The sequence below is a fragment of the Parapedomonas caeni genome, from assembly GCF_041060555.1.
Taxonomy (GTDB): domain Bacteria; phylum Pseudomonadota; class Alphaproteobacteria; order Sphingomonadales; family Sphingomonadaceae; genus CAUJIW01.
This window is the reverse complement of record NZ_JBEUDS010000027.1, coordinates 1-14,997: the sequence shown is the minus strand read 5'-3', so window position 1 is coordinate 14,997 and position 14,997 is coordinate 1. Positions and strand designations below refer to the sequence as shown.

The following is a 14,997-nucleotide window of genomic DNA, read 5'->3' as shown; positions in this document are numbered from 1 at the left end:
ATCTTTCACAAAGTTGGCAATATTCGCCATCGTCCGCCGCTCTATTTTGCACATCCCCCCTTCAAATCTGTAACAAAATTTGCAATGGCGGCTGATACGGGGAGGCGCGTGACGCCGGGCCATGGTCCGGCGACGGTCTTCCGCTCATGCCGTCAGACAGGAAGACCGGTCGATGCTGAAGATTCTCGAACAGTTGGAACAGAAGCGAGAGGCCGCCCGCATGGGCGGTGGGCAGGCGCGCATCGACGCCCAGCACAAGAAGGGCCGACTGACCGCCCGCGAGCGGGTGGATTTGCTGCTCGACCCCGGTTCGTTCGAGGAAGTCGACATGTATGTCGAGCACAACTGCATTGACTTCGGCATGGCCGAGCAGGTGGTGCCCGGCGACGGCGTGGTCACTGGCTCCGGCACCATCAATGGTCGTCTGGTGTTCGTGTTCAGCCAGGACTTCACCGTGTTCGGCGGTTCGCTGTCCGAGCGCCATGCCCAGAAGATCTGCAAGGTCATGGACATGGCCATGAAGGTGGGTGCGCCGGTGATCGGCCTGAACGACTCCGGCGGCGCCCGCATCCAGGAAGGCGTTGCCTCGCTGGCCGGCTATGCCGAAGTGTTCCAGCGCAATGTGCTGGCCTCCGGCGTGGTACCGCAGATTTCCGTCATCATGGGCCCGTGCGCCGGTGGCGCGGTCTATTCGCCGTCGATGACCGACTTCATCTTCATGGTGAAGGATTCGAGCTACATGTTCGTCACCGGCCCCGACGTGGTGAAGACCGTTACCGCCGAGGTCGTCACCCAGGAGGAACTGGGTGGCGCCGTCACCCACACCACCAAGTCGGGCGTCGCCGATCTGGCGCTGGAGAACGACGTCGAGGCGCTGCTGCAGACCCGCCGCTTCTTCGACTTCCTGCCGCTGTCCAACCGCGAGCCGGTGCCGTTCCGCCCCTCCAGCGACGACCCCGAGCGCATCGAGATGAGCCTCGACACGCTGGTGCCGCCCAACCCGAACAAGCCCTACGACATCAAGGAACTGATCGAGAAGGTCTGCGACGAGGGCGATTTCTTCGAAATCCAGCCCGGACACGCCGGCAATATCGTGGTCGGCTTCGGCCGCATCGACGGCCACACGGTGGGCTTCGTCGCCAACCAGCCGATGGTGCTGGCCGGCTGCCTCGACATCAATTCGTCGAAGAAGGCGGCGCGTTTCGTGCGCTTCTGCGACTGCTTCAACATTCCGATCGTCACCTTCGTTGATGTGCCGGGCTTCCTGCCGGGCGTCGCCCAGGAACACAACGGCATCATCAAGCACGGCGCCAAGCTGCTGTTCGCCTATGCCGAGGCCACCGTGCCGAAGATCACCGTCATCACCCGCAAGGCCTATGGCGGCGCCTACGACGTGATGGCCTCGAAGCATCTGCGCGGCGATCTGAACTACGCCTGGCCGACCGCCGAGATCGCGGTGATGGGCGCCAAGGGCGCGGTGGAGATCATCTTCCGCAAGGACATCGGTGACGCCGAGAAGATCGCCGAACGCACCAAGGAATATGAGGCCCGCTTCGCCAACCCGTTCGTGGCGGCGTCAAAGGGCTTCATCGACGAAGTCATCATGCCGCATTCGACGCGCCGGCGCATCGCTATCGGCCTGCGCAAGCTGCGCAACAAGCAGCTCGAAAACCCGTGGAAGAAGCACGACAACATCCCGCTGTGAGGCAGGACGTGGAGCGCATCAGGCATCAGGGCGGGAAACCTGCCATGCGACGCGCGGCCGATCACGGATCGGGCCGCCGTCGCCGGTGGGCGTGCGCCGCGGCGTCAGCCGCCGCGATTGTCGATGAACACCTGCTTGCGCTCGATCTCGCGCCGCGCCTGACCTTCCTGGTCGGCCCACTCCCGGGCGGTCAGGCAGACCCGCTTCTTGCCAAGGCGCGTGCCCAGCGTGTCGAAGGTCTTGCAGATCTTCTTGTCGTCCGCCGGGGTGTCGGTCGCTGGCGCGGCTGCTTCAGCCGCAGGCGCCGGGGTTTCGCCGGCGAACGCGGGCATCACGCCGGGTGCGGTCAGCGCGGCGGCAAGCACCAGGCTCAGATATTTCTTCATCATATTCTCCTCATGCGTGATCCAAGCGTAATCCGGGGAAACTGCCACGTCCAGTCGGCGCGTCGGCCGTCGCTGCAACCGCCAGTCCTGTCACGCCGCATGGCTGCTAGCTAAGGGATGCCCATGTTCAAGAAAATCCTGATCGCCAATCGTGGTGAAATCGCCTGCCGCGTGATCAAGACCGCCCGCCGCATGGGCATCAAGACCGTCGCGGTCTATTCCGATGCCGATGCCGGCGCGCTGCATGTGGAAATGGCCGACGAGGCCGTTCATCTCGGCCCGCCGCCGGCTGCCCAGTCCTACCTGCTGGGCGAGAAGATCATCGAGGCGTGTCTTGCCACCGGTGCCGAGGCCGTCCACCCCGGCTACGGCTTCCTGTCGGAGCGCGAGTGGTTCGCCAGGGAACTGGCGGCCAAGGGCATCGCCTTCATCGGCCCGCCCCCCCAGGCGATCGCCGCCATGGGCGACAAGATCGAATCGAAGAAGCTGGCGAAGGCGGCCAATGTTTCGGTGGTGCCCGGCTATGTCGGCGAGATCGAGGACACCGATCATGCGGTGAAGATCGCCAACGACATCGGGTATCCGGTGATGATGAAGGCATCCGCCGGCGGTGGTGGCAAGGGCATGCGGCTCGCCTGGTCCGAGAAGGACGTCCGCGAGACCTTCCAGAACGTCCGCAACGAGGCCAAGAACAGCTTCGGCGACGACCGCGTGTTCATCGAGAAGTTCGTCGAGGAGCCGCGCCACATCGAAATCCAGGTGCTGGGTGATCAGCACGGCAACGTGATGTACCTGGGCGAGCGCGAGTGCTCGATCCAGCGTCGTCACCAGAAGGTGGTGGAGGAAGCGCCGTCGCCGTTCGTCACGCCGGAAATGCGCAAGGCGATGGGCGAGCAGGCGGTGCAGCTGGCCAAGGCGGTCGGCTATTTCTCCGCCGGTACCGTCGAGTTCATCGCCGGCAAGGACCGCAGCTTCTACTTCCTGGAGATGAACACCCGCCTGCAGGTGGAACACCCGGTCACCGAATGCATCACCGGGCTCGATCTGGTCGAGCAGATGATCCGCGTCGCCGCCGGCGAGAAGCTGCCGTTCACCCAGGATGACGTGAAGCTGAACGGCTGGGCGATCGAGACCCGCGTCTATGCGGAAGACCCCTACCGCAACTTCCTGCCGTCGATCGGCCGGCTGGCGCGCTACCGGCAGCCGGAGGAGCGGCCGGGCGTGCGCGTCGACACCGGCGTGGTCGAGGGCTCGGAAATCTCGATGTTCTACGATCCGATGATCGCCAAGCTGATCACCTATGGCGCCACCCGTGACGAGGCGGCCGATCTGCAGGTGCAGGCGCTGGACGATTACTACATCCGGGGTATCGGTCACAACATCCACTTCCTGTCGTCGGTGATGCAGCATCCGCGCTTCCGCGCCGGCAATCTGACGACCGGCTTCATCGCCGAGGAATATCCCGAGGGCTTCCAGGGCGCCGAGCTGACGCCGGCCAAGCGCGACCGGCTGATCGCCGCCGCGACGGTGCTCAAGGTGGTGGAAGCCGGGCGGGAGAGCCTGATCGACGGCCAGCTCAACGGCCACGGCGCGCGCTACGGTTCCGACTGGGTGGTGTGCGTCGATGGTGCCAAGGTTCCGGTCAGCGTCGTTGATGACGGCGAGGGCCTCATCGTGCGCCTGGAGGGCCGTGAACTGGCGGTGACCAGCGACTGGACGCCGGCGGACCGGGTGTTCCATGGCACCGTTGATGGCGCCGCGGTGTCGATCGAGATCGACCGGCTGTCGCTGGGCTGGCGGCTGGGCCACATGGGCTCGGCGCACAAGGTGGTGGTCTATAGCCCGCGCGGCGCCGAGCTGGCCGCGCACATGATCGAGAAGGTGCCGCCCGATCTGTCGAAGTATCTGCTGTGCCCGATGCCGGGCCTGGTGGTGTCGGTCGAGGTGGTCGAGGGTCAGCAGGTCGAAGCCGGCCAGATTCTGGCGGTCGTCGAGGCGATGAAGATGGAGAACATCCTGCGCGCCGAGAAGACGGCCACGGTGAAGGCCGTGCGCGCCAAGAAGGGCGACAGTCTGGCCGTCGACGCCGTCATTCTCGAATTCGAGTGAGGCCGGTGTTGGCGGCGTCGCCGGCGCTCGCCATGATACGCGCATGAACGACGAGTCGCAGCTGCCTGACGGCCACAAGGCCGTGCGTGCCCGCATTCATGGCCGCGTGCAGGGCGTATGGTATCGCGCGTGGACAGTCGAGACGGCGTCGCGGCTCGGCCTTGATGGCTGGGTGCGCAACCGTCTCGACAACACGGTCGAGGCGCTGTTCGTCGGCCCGGCCGATGTCGTTGACGTGATGGTCGGCCAGTGCTGGTCGGGGCCCGAGCGCGCCGAGGTGACAGTCATCCAGCTGGAGCCGGCCATCGGCATTACCGCCACCGGCTTCGTCCAGAAACCGACGGTGTGAACGCCGCGCCGGTCGCGCGGCTCAGCGCAGCTTGCCCGGCCGGGCGGTGGGGGCGCCGCGCGGGTCGCGGAAGGTGAACGCGGTCTTGCTCACCGGGGGGTTGATCGTGACGTTGGTCAGTTGCACGGTGGTGGTCCGCCCCTGACCGTCCAGCACCCGCCAGCCCGACAGCAGCAGCCCGGCCGGTCCTTGTGCCGACTGGGCGAAGTAAAGGGTGATGGCGCCGTATTCCGGCCGCTTGGGGTCCTGGCCCACCACCGCCACATAGCCACGCGGCGTCTGGTCCGCCGGCGTCAGCCGGGCACGGGTCTTGAGCGTGCTGTCGGGGTCGAGCAGCAGCGCCAGCGGGGTTTCCTTCACCGGCCAGCGCGACACCTGGGCGACGTCGTAGTCGACCATCGACAGGGTACGGCCGTCCGAGACCACCAGCAGCGGGCTCTTGGGCTCATAGTCGAAGCGGATCTTGCCGGGCCGTGCCAGGGTCATGCGACCCTTGGCGACGGCGCCGGTGTCGGCGATCTGGGTGAAATCAGCGGTCAGGCTGTCAAGCGCCTTCAGGTGGGCGGCGACCTGTTCCAGAGGCGGGGCGGCCTGGGCTGGCGTGCCGGCGGTGGCCAGCAGCAGGGCGAGGGAGCCGACGATGAGACGACGCAGGGAGTTCCAGTGGGTCATGGCGCTTTTCTAACATGGCCGGGCTGAACCGCGACTGAACCGTGGCGGATCGGTGCCGCATGACAAGGCTTACAGGCGCGAGCCGTCGCGGTCGAGGAAGACCTCGCGGCGGCCGACATGGTCGGGCTGGCCGACCAGGCCTTCCTTTTCCATCCGTTCGATCAGGCGGGCGGCGCTGTTGTAGCCGACACGCAGCTGGCGTTGCAGATAGCTGGTGGACGCCTTCTGGGATTCGGCGACGATCTGCACCGCGCGGCGGTAGATGTCGCCCTCGCCGCCGTCTTCGCCACCCGTCAGGCTCAGGCCGTCGCCTTCCTCGTCCGGTTCCTCGGTCACCGCCTCGACATAGTCCGGCATGCCCTGGCCGCGCCAGTGGTCGGCGACGCGTTCCACCTCCTCCTCGGTGACGAAGGGGCCATGGACGCGGATGATCTGCTTGCCACCGGCCATCCACAGCATGTCGCCCTTGCCCAGCAGCTGCTCGGCGCCCTGCTCGCCCAGGATGGTGCGGCTGTCGATCTTGGACGTCACCTGGAAGGAGATGCGGGTCGGCAGGTTGGCCTTGATGACGCCGGTGATGACGTCCACCGACGGCCGCTGGGTCGCCATGATGAGGTGGATGCCGGCGGCGCGTGCCTTCTGCGCCAGCCGCTGCACCAGCACTTCCACTTCCTTGCCGGCGACCATCATCAGGTCGGCCAGCTCATCGATGACGACGACGATCAGCGGCATCGGCTCGAAGTCGAAGCTCTGTTCCTCGTAGATTGGCTGGCCGCTTTCGCGGTCGTAGCCGGTGTGAACCTTGCGCACCAGCGACTGGCCGCGCGACTTGGCCTCGGTCACCTTCTCGTTGAAACCGGCCAGTGAGCGGGCGTTGACGCTGGCCATGCGGCGGTAGCGGTCGTCCATCTCGCGCACCGCCCATTTGAGCGCCGCGATCGCTTTCTTCGGTTCGGTGACCACCGGCGCCAGCAGATGCGGGATGCCGTCATAGACCGACAGTTCCAGCATCTTGGGGTCGATCATGATGAAGCGCAGCCGGTCCGGGCTCAGGCGGTAGAGCAGCGACAGGATCATCGCGTTGAGGCCCACCGACTTGCCCGAGCCGGTGGTGCCGGCGATCAGCAGGTGCGGCATCGGCGCGAGGTCGGCGATCGAGGGGTCGCCGGCGATGTTCTTGCCCAGCACCAGCGGCAGCGTCCACTTCTCGTTCTCGAACTCGTCCGAATTCAGCAGTTCGCGCAGGTAGACGGTCTCGCGGCGTGCATTGGGCAGCTCGATGCCGATGACGTTGCGCCCCGGCACCACGGCGACACGGGCGGAAATAGCGCTCATCGAGCGGGCAATGTCGTCGGTCAGCCCGATGACGCGCGAGGACTTGATGCCCGGCGCCGGTTCCAGCTCGTACATGGTGACCACCGGGCCGGGGCGGACCTGAATGATCTCGCCCTTGACGCCATAGTCGTCGAGCACCGATTCCAGCAGGCGGGCGTTCTGCTCCAGCGCCGCCCGGTCAAGCGCGCGACCCTCCTGCTTGACCGGCTTTGCAAGCAGGTCAAGCGAGGGCAGGGCGTAGGTGTCGCCCAGCGCCAGCGCGCCCTGGCGTCCCGCCTCGGGTTTGACCGCCTTGCGGGCGCGCCTCTCTGGTTCGGCCTTGATCAGGGTGCGCGGTCGCGGCGCGGGCTCCGGGGCGTCGGCGTTGCCATCATGATCATCGACCACCGCGGGTTCCCGGCGCGTCTCGCGCTTGCTGGCGCGCGGGCGGGGCGCCACGATGTCGTCCTCGGCATCCGCCACCCCATGCGCGGTGGCGCGGCGAAGCCGCCACCCCGACCAGATCTCGCGGTCCAGCCCAAGGCTTGCCAGCAACACACCCACACTGGCCAGCGCCAGCGCCAGCGCGAACGCCCAGCCCAAGGGTACCAGGTTCCACGATGTCGCCACCGCCCGGACCGTCTCGGCGCCTATCAGGCCGATGACGCCGCCCAGACCCGCGGTCACCGGCCAGCCCTGCCATGGCACCATCCAGCCGCCGGCCAGCGACAGCAGCAGCCCCGCCAGCAGCCCCCCCGCCATCGCCCAGCGCCAGCGCCCGCCCGCCAGCCCGCGCGCGGTACGGACGCCCCATGCCAGCAGCACCAGTGGCGGCAGCCATGCGCCCAGACCCAGGCCCTGATAGCCCAGATCGGCGAGCGCTGCGCCAAAGCCCCCCAGCCAGTTGGCGGGGTTGGCCCCGGTGGCGTGGTTGAACGATGGATCGGCGGGGTTGTAACTGGCAAGGCTTGCCAGCAGGCACAGACCCAGCAGTATCAGCAGGCCGCCCAGTGCCCAGCGCGTGGTGTGCCGGGCGACCGCCCGTCCACGCTCCTGCAGGCCCTCCAGGGGCTTGAGACTCTGCGCCTGCGCCACCGGCGCCTCCTTCATGCTCACGACTGACTGAAGGGGCAAGACTCGGGCGAAGCGCCGCGTCCGTCAAGGGTACGCCGGAACAAAAGGCGATTCCGCCCGGCGATTGTGGGGATGGGGCCACAAAAAATGGCCGGGTTCGCGAGAACCCGGCCACAGTCATGAAGGACCGGTTGGTCCCGAGAGAGCACGGCGATGCCGATCACGGCATCGGTGCTGACGTATTCGCAAGAAGCGGGCCAAGCCGCGAGGGGCGGAAACGGCCGGGTTTCCGGATCGCGACAAGGTGAATATGCCTATTTTTTCATCTTCGATTGCCCAATGGTGAAAATATGTGCACCATACGACAGCGACAGGGGGGCGGCGAGGCTCCCGGATGACAGATTGTCCCGTTGGCCTGCCGCGCCGATGGCTTTAAGGTCGCCGCCAGTGGCAGGGGCGGCTGACGGCAGGCGCCCGCGGGAGCGAGGACTAGGCCCATGACGGACAATCAGCGGCGGGTGGATGTCATCATCGTCGGCGGCGGGCTGGTCGGCATGACGCTGGCGCGCGCCCTGTGCGTGCACGGGCTGGAGACGGCGGTGGTCGACACCGCCGACCTGTCGACGACGCTGGCGCCCGCCTTCGACGGTCGCTGCTCGGCCATCGCCGCCGCGGCGGCCAAGCTGTTCCAGGCCATCGGCGTGTGGGATCAGCTCGCCGAGGTCGCCCAGCCGATCCGCGATATCCGGGTCACCGATGGCGCCTCGCCGCTGTTCCTGCACTTCGATGGTCAGGCGGTGGGTGGCGAGCCGCTGGGCTACATGTTCGAGAACCGCATGCTGCGGGCGGCGCTGATGAAAACGGCGGCTGCGACCGACGGCCTGCATCTCTTCGCGCCCGACCGGCTGGTGGACTGGACGCGCGGCCCCGGCAAGGTGGAGGCCGTGCTGGCCGGCGGGCAACGCCTGGTCGCGCCGCTGATCGTCGCCGCCGAGGGGCGCGGCTCGCCGCTGCGCGAGCAGATGGGCATCCGCAGCGCCCGCTGGTCCTACCGCCAGCACGGCATTGTCACCATGGTCGCGCACGAGAAGCCGCACGGCGACATCGCCTACGAGCGCTTCCTGCCCGACGGGCCGTTCGCCATCCTGCCGATGCCCGGCCAGCGCTCGGCCATCGTCTGGACGGTCAAGGCAAGCCAGGGGCCGGCGATCATGGGGCTGTCGGACGCCGCCTTCATGGCCGAGATCGGGAAGCGCTTCGGCGACTTCCTCGGCAAGCTGGAGCTGGTGGCGCCGCGCTGGTCCTACCCGCTGAACTTCAATCACGCCGACCACTATGTCGAGCGGCGCTTCGCGCTGATCGGCGACGCCGCCCACGGCAACCATCCGATCGCCGGCCAGGGCTTCAATCTGGGCGTCCGCGACGTCGCGGCGCTGACCGAGGTGCTGGTGGAGGCGGCCCGCCTCGGGCTCGACCTCGGCTCGCTGGAGGTGCTGAACCGCTACCAGCGCTGGCGGCGGCCGGACAACACGGCGACCGCCATCATCATGGACGGGCTGACCCACCTGTTCTCCAACGACCTCAGGACGGTCACCGCCGCGCGCCGGCTGGGGCTGGCGGCGGTCAACCGTATCAAGCCGCTCAAGACGTTCTTCATGCGCGAGGCGATGGGCGCCACCGGCAAGCTGCCGGCGCTGCTGCGCGGCGAGCTGGCCTGAAGCTTCTCTGGCCTGAAGTTCTGTGGCCGGCCCGACCCTCAGGCGCGACTGAGGCCGCGTTCGGCCAGCGCCAGCAGGTAGCTCTGCCACACCGTCTCGCGGGTCCGGCCGAGCTGGTGCAGATAGGTCCAGCTATAGAGCCCGCTGTCATGGCCGTCGTCGAACACCAGCCGCACCGCGTAGCGGCCGACCGGCTCCATGCGCACGATGTCGACCAGCGCCTTGCCGGGCACGATCTGCTTGGCGCCGGCGCCATGGCCCTGCACTTCCGCCGACGGGCTTTCCACCCGCAGCAGCTCCGCCGGCAGCTCGAACGCCTCGCCGGTGTCGAAGCGGATGCGCAGCAGGCGGTGGGCGCGGTCATAGTCCAGCGCTTCCGGCCAGGGCGCTGGCTGGCCGGGCGCTTGCTGGCTGGGGGCTCCCGGCCCGGGGGATGCGGTCACGGCTGATCCTCCAGCACCCGGGCCTCGTCGGGCAGCATGATCGGCACGCCGTCGCGGATCGGGTAGGCCAGCCCCGCCTGGCGGCTGATCAGCTCCTGCGCGGCGGCGTCGTACTCCAGCGGCCCCTTGCTCAGCGGGCAGACGAGGATCTCCAGCAGCCGCGGATCGAGGGGGCGAGGGTCGGACGCGCGGGGCTCAGGCGGTCGGGGCGCGGCGGGTTCGGGCGGCTGCGACATCAGTGCCTCATCGTGGTGTCGGGGTCGCCATGGTCCTCGAAGCGCATCAGGGTGATCAGCGCCTGGGCCCGTTCGGCGATCGTCGGTGCCTCCAGCAGCGCCTGCTTCTCCACCGCGTCGAACGGGCAGAGCATGGCGATGGCGTTGACCAGCATCTCGTCGACGGCGTTGCGCACGGCGTTCCAGTCGGCGCGCAGGCCGTGGTCGTCGAGATAGACCTCCAGCCGCGCCAGCAGCTCGGCGCGCAACGGCTCGGCCAGGGTGGCGCTGTCCGTGCGGTCCTGGCTGAACGGCGCATAGTCGACCTCCACCTGGCGGTAGGCGGTGACGGTGGTCAGCTCGCTGAGGATGCGGAAGCGGCTGACGCCGGTCAGCGTGATGAGATAGCGGCCGTCCTCGGTTTCCTCGAAGGCGCTGATGCGGCCGGCGCAGCCGACATCATACAGCGCCGGGCGCTTGCCGCGCAGCGAGCCGCGCGGCTGGATCATGCCGATGATGCGCTCGCTGGCCATGGCGTCGCGCACCATGTCGAGGTAGCGCGGCTCGAAGATGTTGAGCGGCAGATGGCCGCGCGGCAGCAGCAGCACGCCCGTCAGCGGGAACACCGGGATCACCCGGGGCAGATCGCCAAGGTCGCTGCTGCCGGCCATGGCGCTCAGGCGAACAGCACCGCCGACAGCCGCCGGCGGGCGGCCATCGTGAACGGGTCTTCCAGGCCCACCGCCTCGAACAGCTGCAGCAGGCGGGTGCGCGCCGCGCCCTCGTTCCAGTTGCGGTCCCGCCGGATGATCTCCAGCAGATGGTCCACCGCGCCCTCGCGGTCGCCGGCGGCCATCAGCCCGCCGGCCAGCTCGAAGCGCCTGGCGTGGTCGGCCGGGTTGGCCTCCACCTCGGCCTTCAGCGCCGCCAGATCATCGACCGGGGCGGCCTCGCGGGCCAGCGCGATCGCCGCGCGCACCGCCGACACCGCCGTGTCGCCGACGGCGGCCTCGGGCAGCGTCGCCAGCAGCGCCTCGGCCTCGTCGAGCTCGCCGGCGTCGACCAGCAGCCGGGCCATGCCGGCGGCGGCGGCCGCATTGGCGGGGTCGAGTTCCAGCACGTCGGCATAGAGCGCCTGGGCGGAATGGATGTCGCCGGCCTCCAGCGCGGCGGCGGCGGCCTCCAGCAGGGCCGTGACGTCCGGCGCGCCGTCGTCGGGCAGCGGTCCGGCGGCGGCCAGCAGCCGGTCGATGAAGGCGCGCAGCTGGCTTTCCGGCAGTCCGCCCATGAAGCCGTCGAGCGGTCGGCCGCCCAGGAAGGCATAGACGGTGGGAATGGACTGGACGCGGAACTGGCCTGCCAGCATCTGGTTCTGGTCGACGTTGATCTTCACCAGCCGGACCTTGCCGGCATAGTCGGCGACCACCTTCTCCAGCAGCGGGGTGAGCTGCTTGCACGGGCCGCACCACTCGGCCCAGAAGTCCACCAGCACCAGGGCCTGCTGCGAGGCGTCGATCACCAGTTCACGGAAGGTCTCGGCGGTTGCCGAGGCAACAAGCCCGGCGGTCGGGGTGGCAGCGGGGTCCAGCGCCATCGGTTGGGTCTCCAGCAGGTTGGCGGGCCCGCCGCCAGGGAGGGGCGGGCATTCACGCTCTATCTGGCAACGATTGTCCGAAAAACCAAGCGCCCGCGTGTCAGCCGGTGGTGAAATCGGCGATTCGCCGCACCAGGGGGTCGAGGCCGCAGTCGCGGGCGAAGCGGATCAGGTCGGCGCCGGCGATGGCGGTGGTGGCGGCGTTGTGCAGCGGGTGGAACCACAGCGGGTCGTGGGCCAGCAGGTCGGCGTCGAACACCACCCGCAGCCGCGCCCGCTCCGGGTGGCCGGCGGCGTTGAGCAGCGCGAACGGCGTCACCGAACCCGGCCGCACGCCCAGCCAGTCCCACAGCCGCGCCGGGCTGGCGAAGCTCAGCCGCGCCAGCCCCAGCCCGCGCGCCAGCGCCTGGACGTCGACCGGGTCGTCCTCGCCCATCACCACCAGCGCGTATTCGTCCTTCTTGGACTTGAGGAACAGGTTCTTGGCGTGGCCGCCGGCCAGTGCGCCGCGCAGCCGCTTGGCGTCGGCGACGCTGTGGGCGGGCGGATGGCGCACCGTGGCGTGGGCGATGTCCAGCGCGTCCAGCCGGGCGAACAGCCGCGCCTCGGCCGCCTGGTCGATGCCCTGCGGGCCGGGCCCGGGGTTGAGGTCATGCGGGCCGGGCCCGGGGTCGGCGGGGGACGGGCTGGGCCCGTGGCCGATGGGGAGCAGGGCGTCGGGCGCCTGGGTATCGGGCGCCTGATCGGGGTTGGCAGGGACGGTGCGGAGAGGGGCGGTGCCGGGTACGGCGTCGGGCGCCTGATCGGGGCGCGCGTCGGGTGTGGCGGGAGGAATCGTCATGGGCTGCATATTTCTCCTTGTGCTTCGCAAAACACAATGATAGCAACCCGCCTCGCAACGACGACGCCAGAGCGGGCGTAGCTCAGGGGTAGAGCACAACCTTGCCAAGGTTGGGGTCGAGGGTTCGAATCCCTTCGCCCGCTCCAGTTTCTTAAGATCCCAATAAGATGTTGAAAAACATGGGAAATTTTCCCATGTTTTTGCCTGCGCAGGAACTGTGCAAAAAATTTGCGGAATGGTTCTACGCCAGCTGCTTTGATCTCGCGCCCCTTCGCACTCTCTCCGCACCGTTTTCCTTGTGCGAAAGATAGCATGCCTGTTCTACTTTAGTGGCCTGCAATGCTAAGGAGGCACCGGCGCCCCTTGCTGATGTTCTTTTTATGTTCTAATTCGGCAAGGGTCGACCGTTTCCTGCCGAGGTCTTCGTGAAAGCAGCCACCGCCTACGAATATCAGCCGCCGCTCTTCGGGGAGTGCCCGATTGAACAGGCGGTCCACGCGATGGCGCATGCGGGTATTGCGGAGCGCGGGGCGATCTTCACGCGCACGGAGGTTGTGGAGTTCATTCTCGACCTCGCGGGATATGATCCGGCGTTGCCGCTCCATACCAAGCGGTTGCTGGAACCCTCCTTCGGCGGTGGTGATTTTCTGTTTCCCGCCATTGAACGGCTGCTGACATCCTACCGTCTGCATGGCGGGTCGAACGCGGAAGTAGACCTGATTGGGGCTATTCAAGCGGTCGAGCTGCATCATCACAGCGTTACCGAAACCGGGCAGGCGCTCGAACGGATGCTGATCGAACATGGTCTGACGCCGCATGCTGCTGCAACATTGCGTAAGGCCTGGCTCTTCCAGGGCGATTTTCTGCTGACAGAGTTTGATGATCGCTTTGATTTTGTGGTCGGCAACCCGCCCTATGTGCGGCAGGAGCTGATCGCCGACGCCCTGATGGCGGAGTATCGCCGCCGTTACCGGACGATTTATGACCGAGCAGACATCTACATTCCCTTCATCGAACGGTCCCTCGACCTATTGAATCCCGGTGGCGTCCTGGGCTTCATCTGCGCCGATCGATGGATGAAGAACCGGTACGGACGACCGCTCCGGGAATTGGTCGCGAGCGGCTATCACCTGCGCGCCTTTGTGGACATGGTGGACACACCGGCCTTCACCACCGACGTCATCACGTATCCTGGCATCTTCGTGATTGCCAATGAACCCGGCAACACGACCGCCGTGGCAAAACGCCCTGAAATCACGTCGCAGGCACTCACTTCCCTCGCAAGAGCAATGACGGGGCAGGTTACGGGGGGCAGTGACGTCCATGCATCGAAAATCGTGCAGCATGGCGGCGCGCCGTGGATCGTGGATACGAACCCCGGCATTGATCTGGTGCGTGCCCTCGAAGCGCGTTTTCCGACGCTTGAGGACGCCGGATGCAAGGTTGGGATTGGCGTTGCGACGGGTGCGGATCAGGCATTCATTGCCCCGTATGAGACCCTCGATGTGGAAGAGGACCGCAAGCTGCCGCTGGTGATGACCCGTGACATCCATTCCGGCGAGATCGCGTGGCGTGGCTATGGGGTCGTCAACCCGTTCGCCGATGAGGGCGGGCTCGTGGCGCTGGCGGACTATCCCCGCCTCGCACGCTATCTGGAAGCGCGAAAGGACGAGATTGCCGGGCGGCATGTGGCGAAGAAGTCTCCCGCTGGCTGGTATCGCACCATTGATCGCATCTACCCCGCCTTGGTGGCCAAGCCCAAGCTGCTGATTCCTGACATCAAGGGGGAAGCGCACATCGTCTATGATGAGGGCCGGTTCTACCCCCACCATAACCTGTATTTTGTCACGTCGGAGACGTGGGATTTGCGGGCGCTGCAAGCGGTGCTTCTCTCCAGCATCGCCCGTCTGTTCATTTCGACCTATTCGACCAAGATGCGCGGAGGGTATCTGCGCTATCAGGCGCAGTATCTTCGACGCATCCGCGTGCCCGTCTGGGCAGATGTTTCGGGCGAGCTCCGCGCGGAACTGATCGCCGCGGGCATAAGCCGGGATCGCGCCCGCTGCGATACGGCGATGGTGGCATTGTATCAACTGTCGGATGCGGAAGCCGACGCACTCACGCACGAGACAACGGCATGAGTCTTAATCTGGTAGATTATGAGCGGCAGGCGAAGGAGGCGACGATGGCCTTCTGGGGGAACCGCGAGAAAGCCCGGCAGAAGCAAATTGAAGCGGGCAACATCGACCAGGGCGAGCGGGCAGGGGTCACTGCTGGCAAGAACATGGATGGGTTCATTGCGCTCATCGTCGATCTGGTGGAGCAGAATGGCCTTGGCCATGCCGAACTGCACCAGACCAGTGCTGTCGTGACGCTGCCGGGGTATTTTCGTCCTACGAAGAAGTGGGACTTGCTGGTGATCAACGAAGGCCGGTTGGTCGCCGCGGTTGGTTAGCGTCCGCGCTCGTGGTGTAATTTCCGGTGTAGGCGATGGTGTATTCCGGGGTGGGGCATGCCCCACCCCGGAATGCGGCGTCGCTGGTGGCCACCGGGTTCATCGTTATGGTGGAGTTTGCA

At 67.0% G+C, this 14,997-nt stretch carries 14 protein-coding genes and 1 tRNA gene; 7 read left to right on the top strand and 8 right to left on the bottom strand.

The genetic code is table 11. From position 1 onward, the window contains the following. The first annotated feature begins 172 nt into the window (after positions 1-172). Positions 173-1,705 (top strand): acyl-CoA carboxylase subunit beta, encoded by a 1,533-nt coding sequence (locus tag ABU113_RS14700; RefSeq protein ID WP_454560253.1) that lies wholly within the window; start codon positions 173-175, stop codon positions 1,703-1,705. A gap of 104 nt (positions 1,706-1,809) precedes the next feature. Here ABU113_RS14700 and ABU113_RS14695 read toward each other — a convergent pair whose 3' ends face one another. Continuing rightward, positions 1,810-2,091, bottom strand: coding sequence for a hypothetical protein (locus ABU113_RS14695; RefSeq protein WP_454560252.1), 282 nt, complete (start codon positions 2,089-2,091; stop codon positions 1,810-1,812). Between the two features lie 123 nt (positions 2,092-2,214). On the opposite strand from ABU113_RS14695, the gene ABU113_RS14690 reads away from it, so the two are divergent. After that, positions 2,215-4,200: an acetyl-CoA carboxylase biotin carboxylase subunit gene (locus ABU113_RS14690; RefSeq protein WP_454560251.1), complete on the top strand. Its 1,986-nt coding sequence runs from the start codon at positions 2,215-2,217 to the stop codon at positions 4,198-4,200. Between the two features lie 43 nt (positions 4,201-4,243). Continuing rightward, positions 4,244-4,549, top strand: a complete 306-nt coding sequence (locus ABU113_RS14685) for an acylphosphatase (protein WP_454560250.1) — start codon at positions 4,244-4,246, stop codon at positions 4,547-4,549. A gap of 21 nt (positions 4,550-4,570) precedes the next feature. Here ABU113_RS14685 and ABU113_RS14680 read toward each other — a convergent pair whose 3' ends face one another. Together ABU113_RS14680 and ABU113_RS14675 are read right to left on the bottom strand one after the other, a co-directional pair. After that, positions 4,571-5,221, bottom strand: a complete 651-nt coding sequence (locus ABU113_RS14680) for a LolA family protein (RefSeq protein ID WP_454560249.1) — start codon at positions 5,219-5,221, stop codon at positions 4,571-4,573. Between the two features lie 69 nt (positions 5,222-5,290). Then, positions 5,291-7,645, bottom strand: coding sequence for a DNA translocase FtsK 4TM domain-containing protein (locus ABU113_RS14675; RefSeq protein WP_454560288.1), 2,355 nt, complete (start codon positions 7,643-7,645; stop codon positions 5,291-5,293). 461 nt (positions 7,646-8,106) lie between these two features. Between ABU113_RS14675 and ABU113_RS14670 the strand changes: the two genes are divergently transcribed. Continuing rightward, positions 8,107-9,327, top strand: coding sequence for a UbiH/UbiF/VisC/COQ6 family ubiquinone biosynthesis hydroxylase (locus ABU113_RS14670; protein WP_454560248.1), 1,221 nt, complete (start codon positions 8,107-8,109; stop codon positions 9,325-9,327). 38 nt (positions 9,328-9,365) lie between these two features. On the opposite strand, the gene ABU113_RS14665 is transcribed toward ABU113_RS14670, so the two are convergent. The 5 genes from ABU113_RS14665 to ABU113_RS14645 form a co-directional block, all read right to left on the bottom strand. After that, on the bottom strand, positions 9,366-9,770 hold the full coding sequence (locus tag ABU113_RS14665) for a gamma-butyrobetaine hydroxylase-like domain-containing protein (protein ID WP_454560247.1): 405 nt from the start codon (positions 9,768-9,770) through the stop codon (positions 9,366-9,368). Then, the gene (locus ABU113_RS14660) at positions 9,767-10,006 is read right to left on the bottom strand and encodes a Trm112 family protein (RefSeq protein ID WP_454560246.1); all 240 of its coding nucleotides are present in this window, start codon (positions 10,004-10,006) and stop codon (positions 9,767-9,769) included. The genes ABU113_RS14665 and ABU113_RS14660 overlap by 4 nt, the downstream gene beginning before the upstream one ends. Further along, entirely contained in the window at positions 10,006-10,656 is a 651-nt protein-coding gene (locus ABU113_RS14655) for an LON peptidase substrate-binding domain-containing protein (RefSeq protein WP_454560245.1), read from the bottom strand. The genes ABU113_RS14660 and ABU113_RS14655 overlap by 1 nt, the downstream gene beginning before the upstream one ends. Positions 10,657-10,661: 5 nt before the next feature. Further along, positions 10,662-11,579, bottom strand: a complete 918-nt coding sequence (trxA, locus tag ABU113_RS14650) for a thioredoxin (protein ID WP_454560244.1) — start codon at positions 11,577-11,579, stop codon at positions 10,662-10,664. A gap of 100 nt (positions 11,580-11,679) precedes the next feature. After that, complete coding sequence (locus ABU113_RS14645) at positions 11,680-12,420, bottom strand: prolyl-tRNA synthetase associated domain-containing protein (RefSeq protein WP_454560243.1); 741 nt, start codon at positions 12,418-12,420, stop codon at positions 11,680-11,682. A 71-nt stretch (positions 12,421-12,491) separates the two neighbouring features. On the opposite strand from ABU113_RS14645, the gene ABU113_RS14640 reads away from it, so the two are divergent. The 3 genes from ABU113_RS14640 (at position 12,492) to ABU113_RS14630 (ending at position 14,875) form a co-directional block, all read left to right on the top strand. Then, positions 12,492-12,566, top strand: a tRNA-Gly gene (locus ABU113_RS14640). A gap of 279 nt (positions 12,567-12,845) precedes the next feature. Further along, positions 12,846-14,561 carry an Eco57I restriction-modification methylase domain-containing protein gene (locus ABU113_RS14635; RefSeq protein ID WP_454560242.1) on the top strand — a complete coding sequence of 572 codons (1,716 nt, stop codon included), beginning with the start codon at positions 12,846-12,848 and terminating at the stop codon, positions 14,559-14,561. After that, on the top strand, positions 14,558-14,875 hold the full coding sequence (locus ABU113_RS14630; RefSeq protein ID WP_454560241.1) for a PaeR7I family type II restriction endonuclease: 318 nt from the start codon (positions 14,558-14,560) through the stop codon (positions 14,873-14,875). Before ABU113_RS14635 ends, ABU113_RS14630 begins: the two co-directional genes overlap by 4 nt. Positions 14,876-14,997 lie beyond the last annotated feature (122 nt).

What these genes read in the sequence shown, in the direction of transcription:
- ABU113_RS14670 (WP_454560248.1), top strand. Translation starts at nt 8,107, where the DNA reads ATGACGGACAATCAGCGGCGGGTGGATGTCATCATCGTCGGCGGCGGG.
- ABU113_RS14690 (WP_454560251.1), top strand. Translation starts at nt 2,215, where the DNA reads ATGTTCAAGAAAATCCTGATCGCCAATCGTGGTGAAATCGCCTGCCGC.
- ABU113_RS14695 (WP_454560252.1), bottom strand. Translation starts at nt 2,091, where the DNA reads ATGAAGAAATATCTGAGCCTGGTGCTTGCCGCCGCGCTGACCGCACCC.
- ABU113_RS14685 (WP_454560250.1), top strand. Translation starts at nt 4,244, where the DNA reads ATGAACGACGAGTCGCAGCTGCCTGACGGCCACAAGGCCGTGCGTGCC.
- ABU113_RS14675 (WP_454560288.1), bottom strand. Translation starts at nt 7,645, where the DNA reads ATGAAGGAGGCGCCGGTGGCGCAGGCGCAGAGTCTCAAGCCCCTGGAG.
- trxA (WP_454560244.1), bottom strand. Translation starts at nt 11,579, where the DNA reads ATGGCGCTGGACCCCGCTGCCACCCCGACCGCCGGGCTTGTTGCCTCG.
- ABU113_RS14655 (WP_454560245.1), bottom strand. Translation starts at nt 10,656, where the DNA reads ATGGCCGGCAGCAGCGACCTTGGCGATCTGCCCCGGGTGATCCCGGTG.
- ABU113_RS14630 (WP_454560241.1), top strand. Translation starts at nt 14,558, where the DNA reads ATGAGTCTTAATCTGGTAGATTATGAGCGGCAGGCGAAGGAGGCGACG.
- ABU113_RS14645 (WP_454560243.1), bottom strand. Translation starts at nt 12,420, where the DNA reads ATGACGATTCCTCCCGCCACACCCGACGCGCGCCCCGATCAGGCGCCC.
- ABU113_RS14660 (WP_454560246.1), bottom strand. Translation starts at nt 10,006, where the DNA reads ATGTCGCAGCCGCCCGAACCCGCCGCGCCCCGACCGCCTGAGCCCCGC.
- ABU113_RS14700 (WP_454560253.1), top strand. Translation starts at nt 173, where the DNA reads ATGCTGAAGATTCTCGAACAGTTGGAACAGAAGCGAGAGGCCGCCCGC.
- ABU113_RS14680 (WP_454560249.1), bottom strand. Translation starts at nt 5,221, where the DNA reads ATGACCCACTGGAACTCCCTGCGTCGTCTCATCGTCGGCTCCCTCGCC.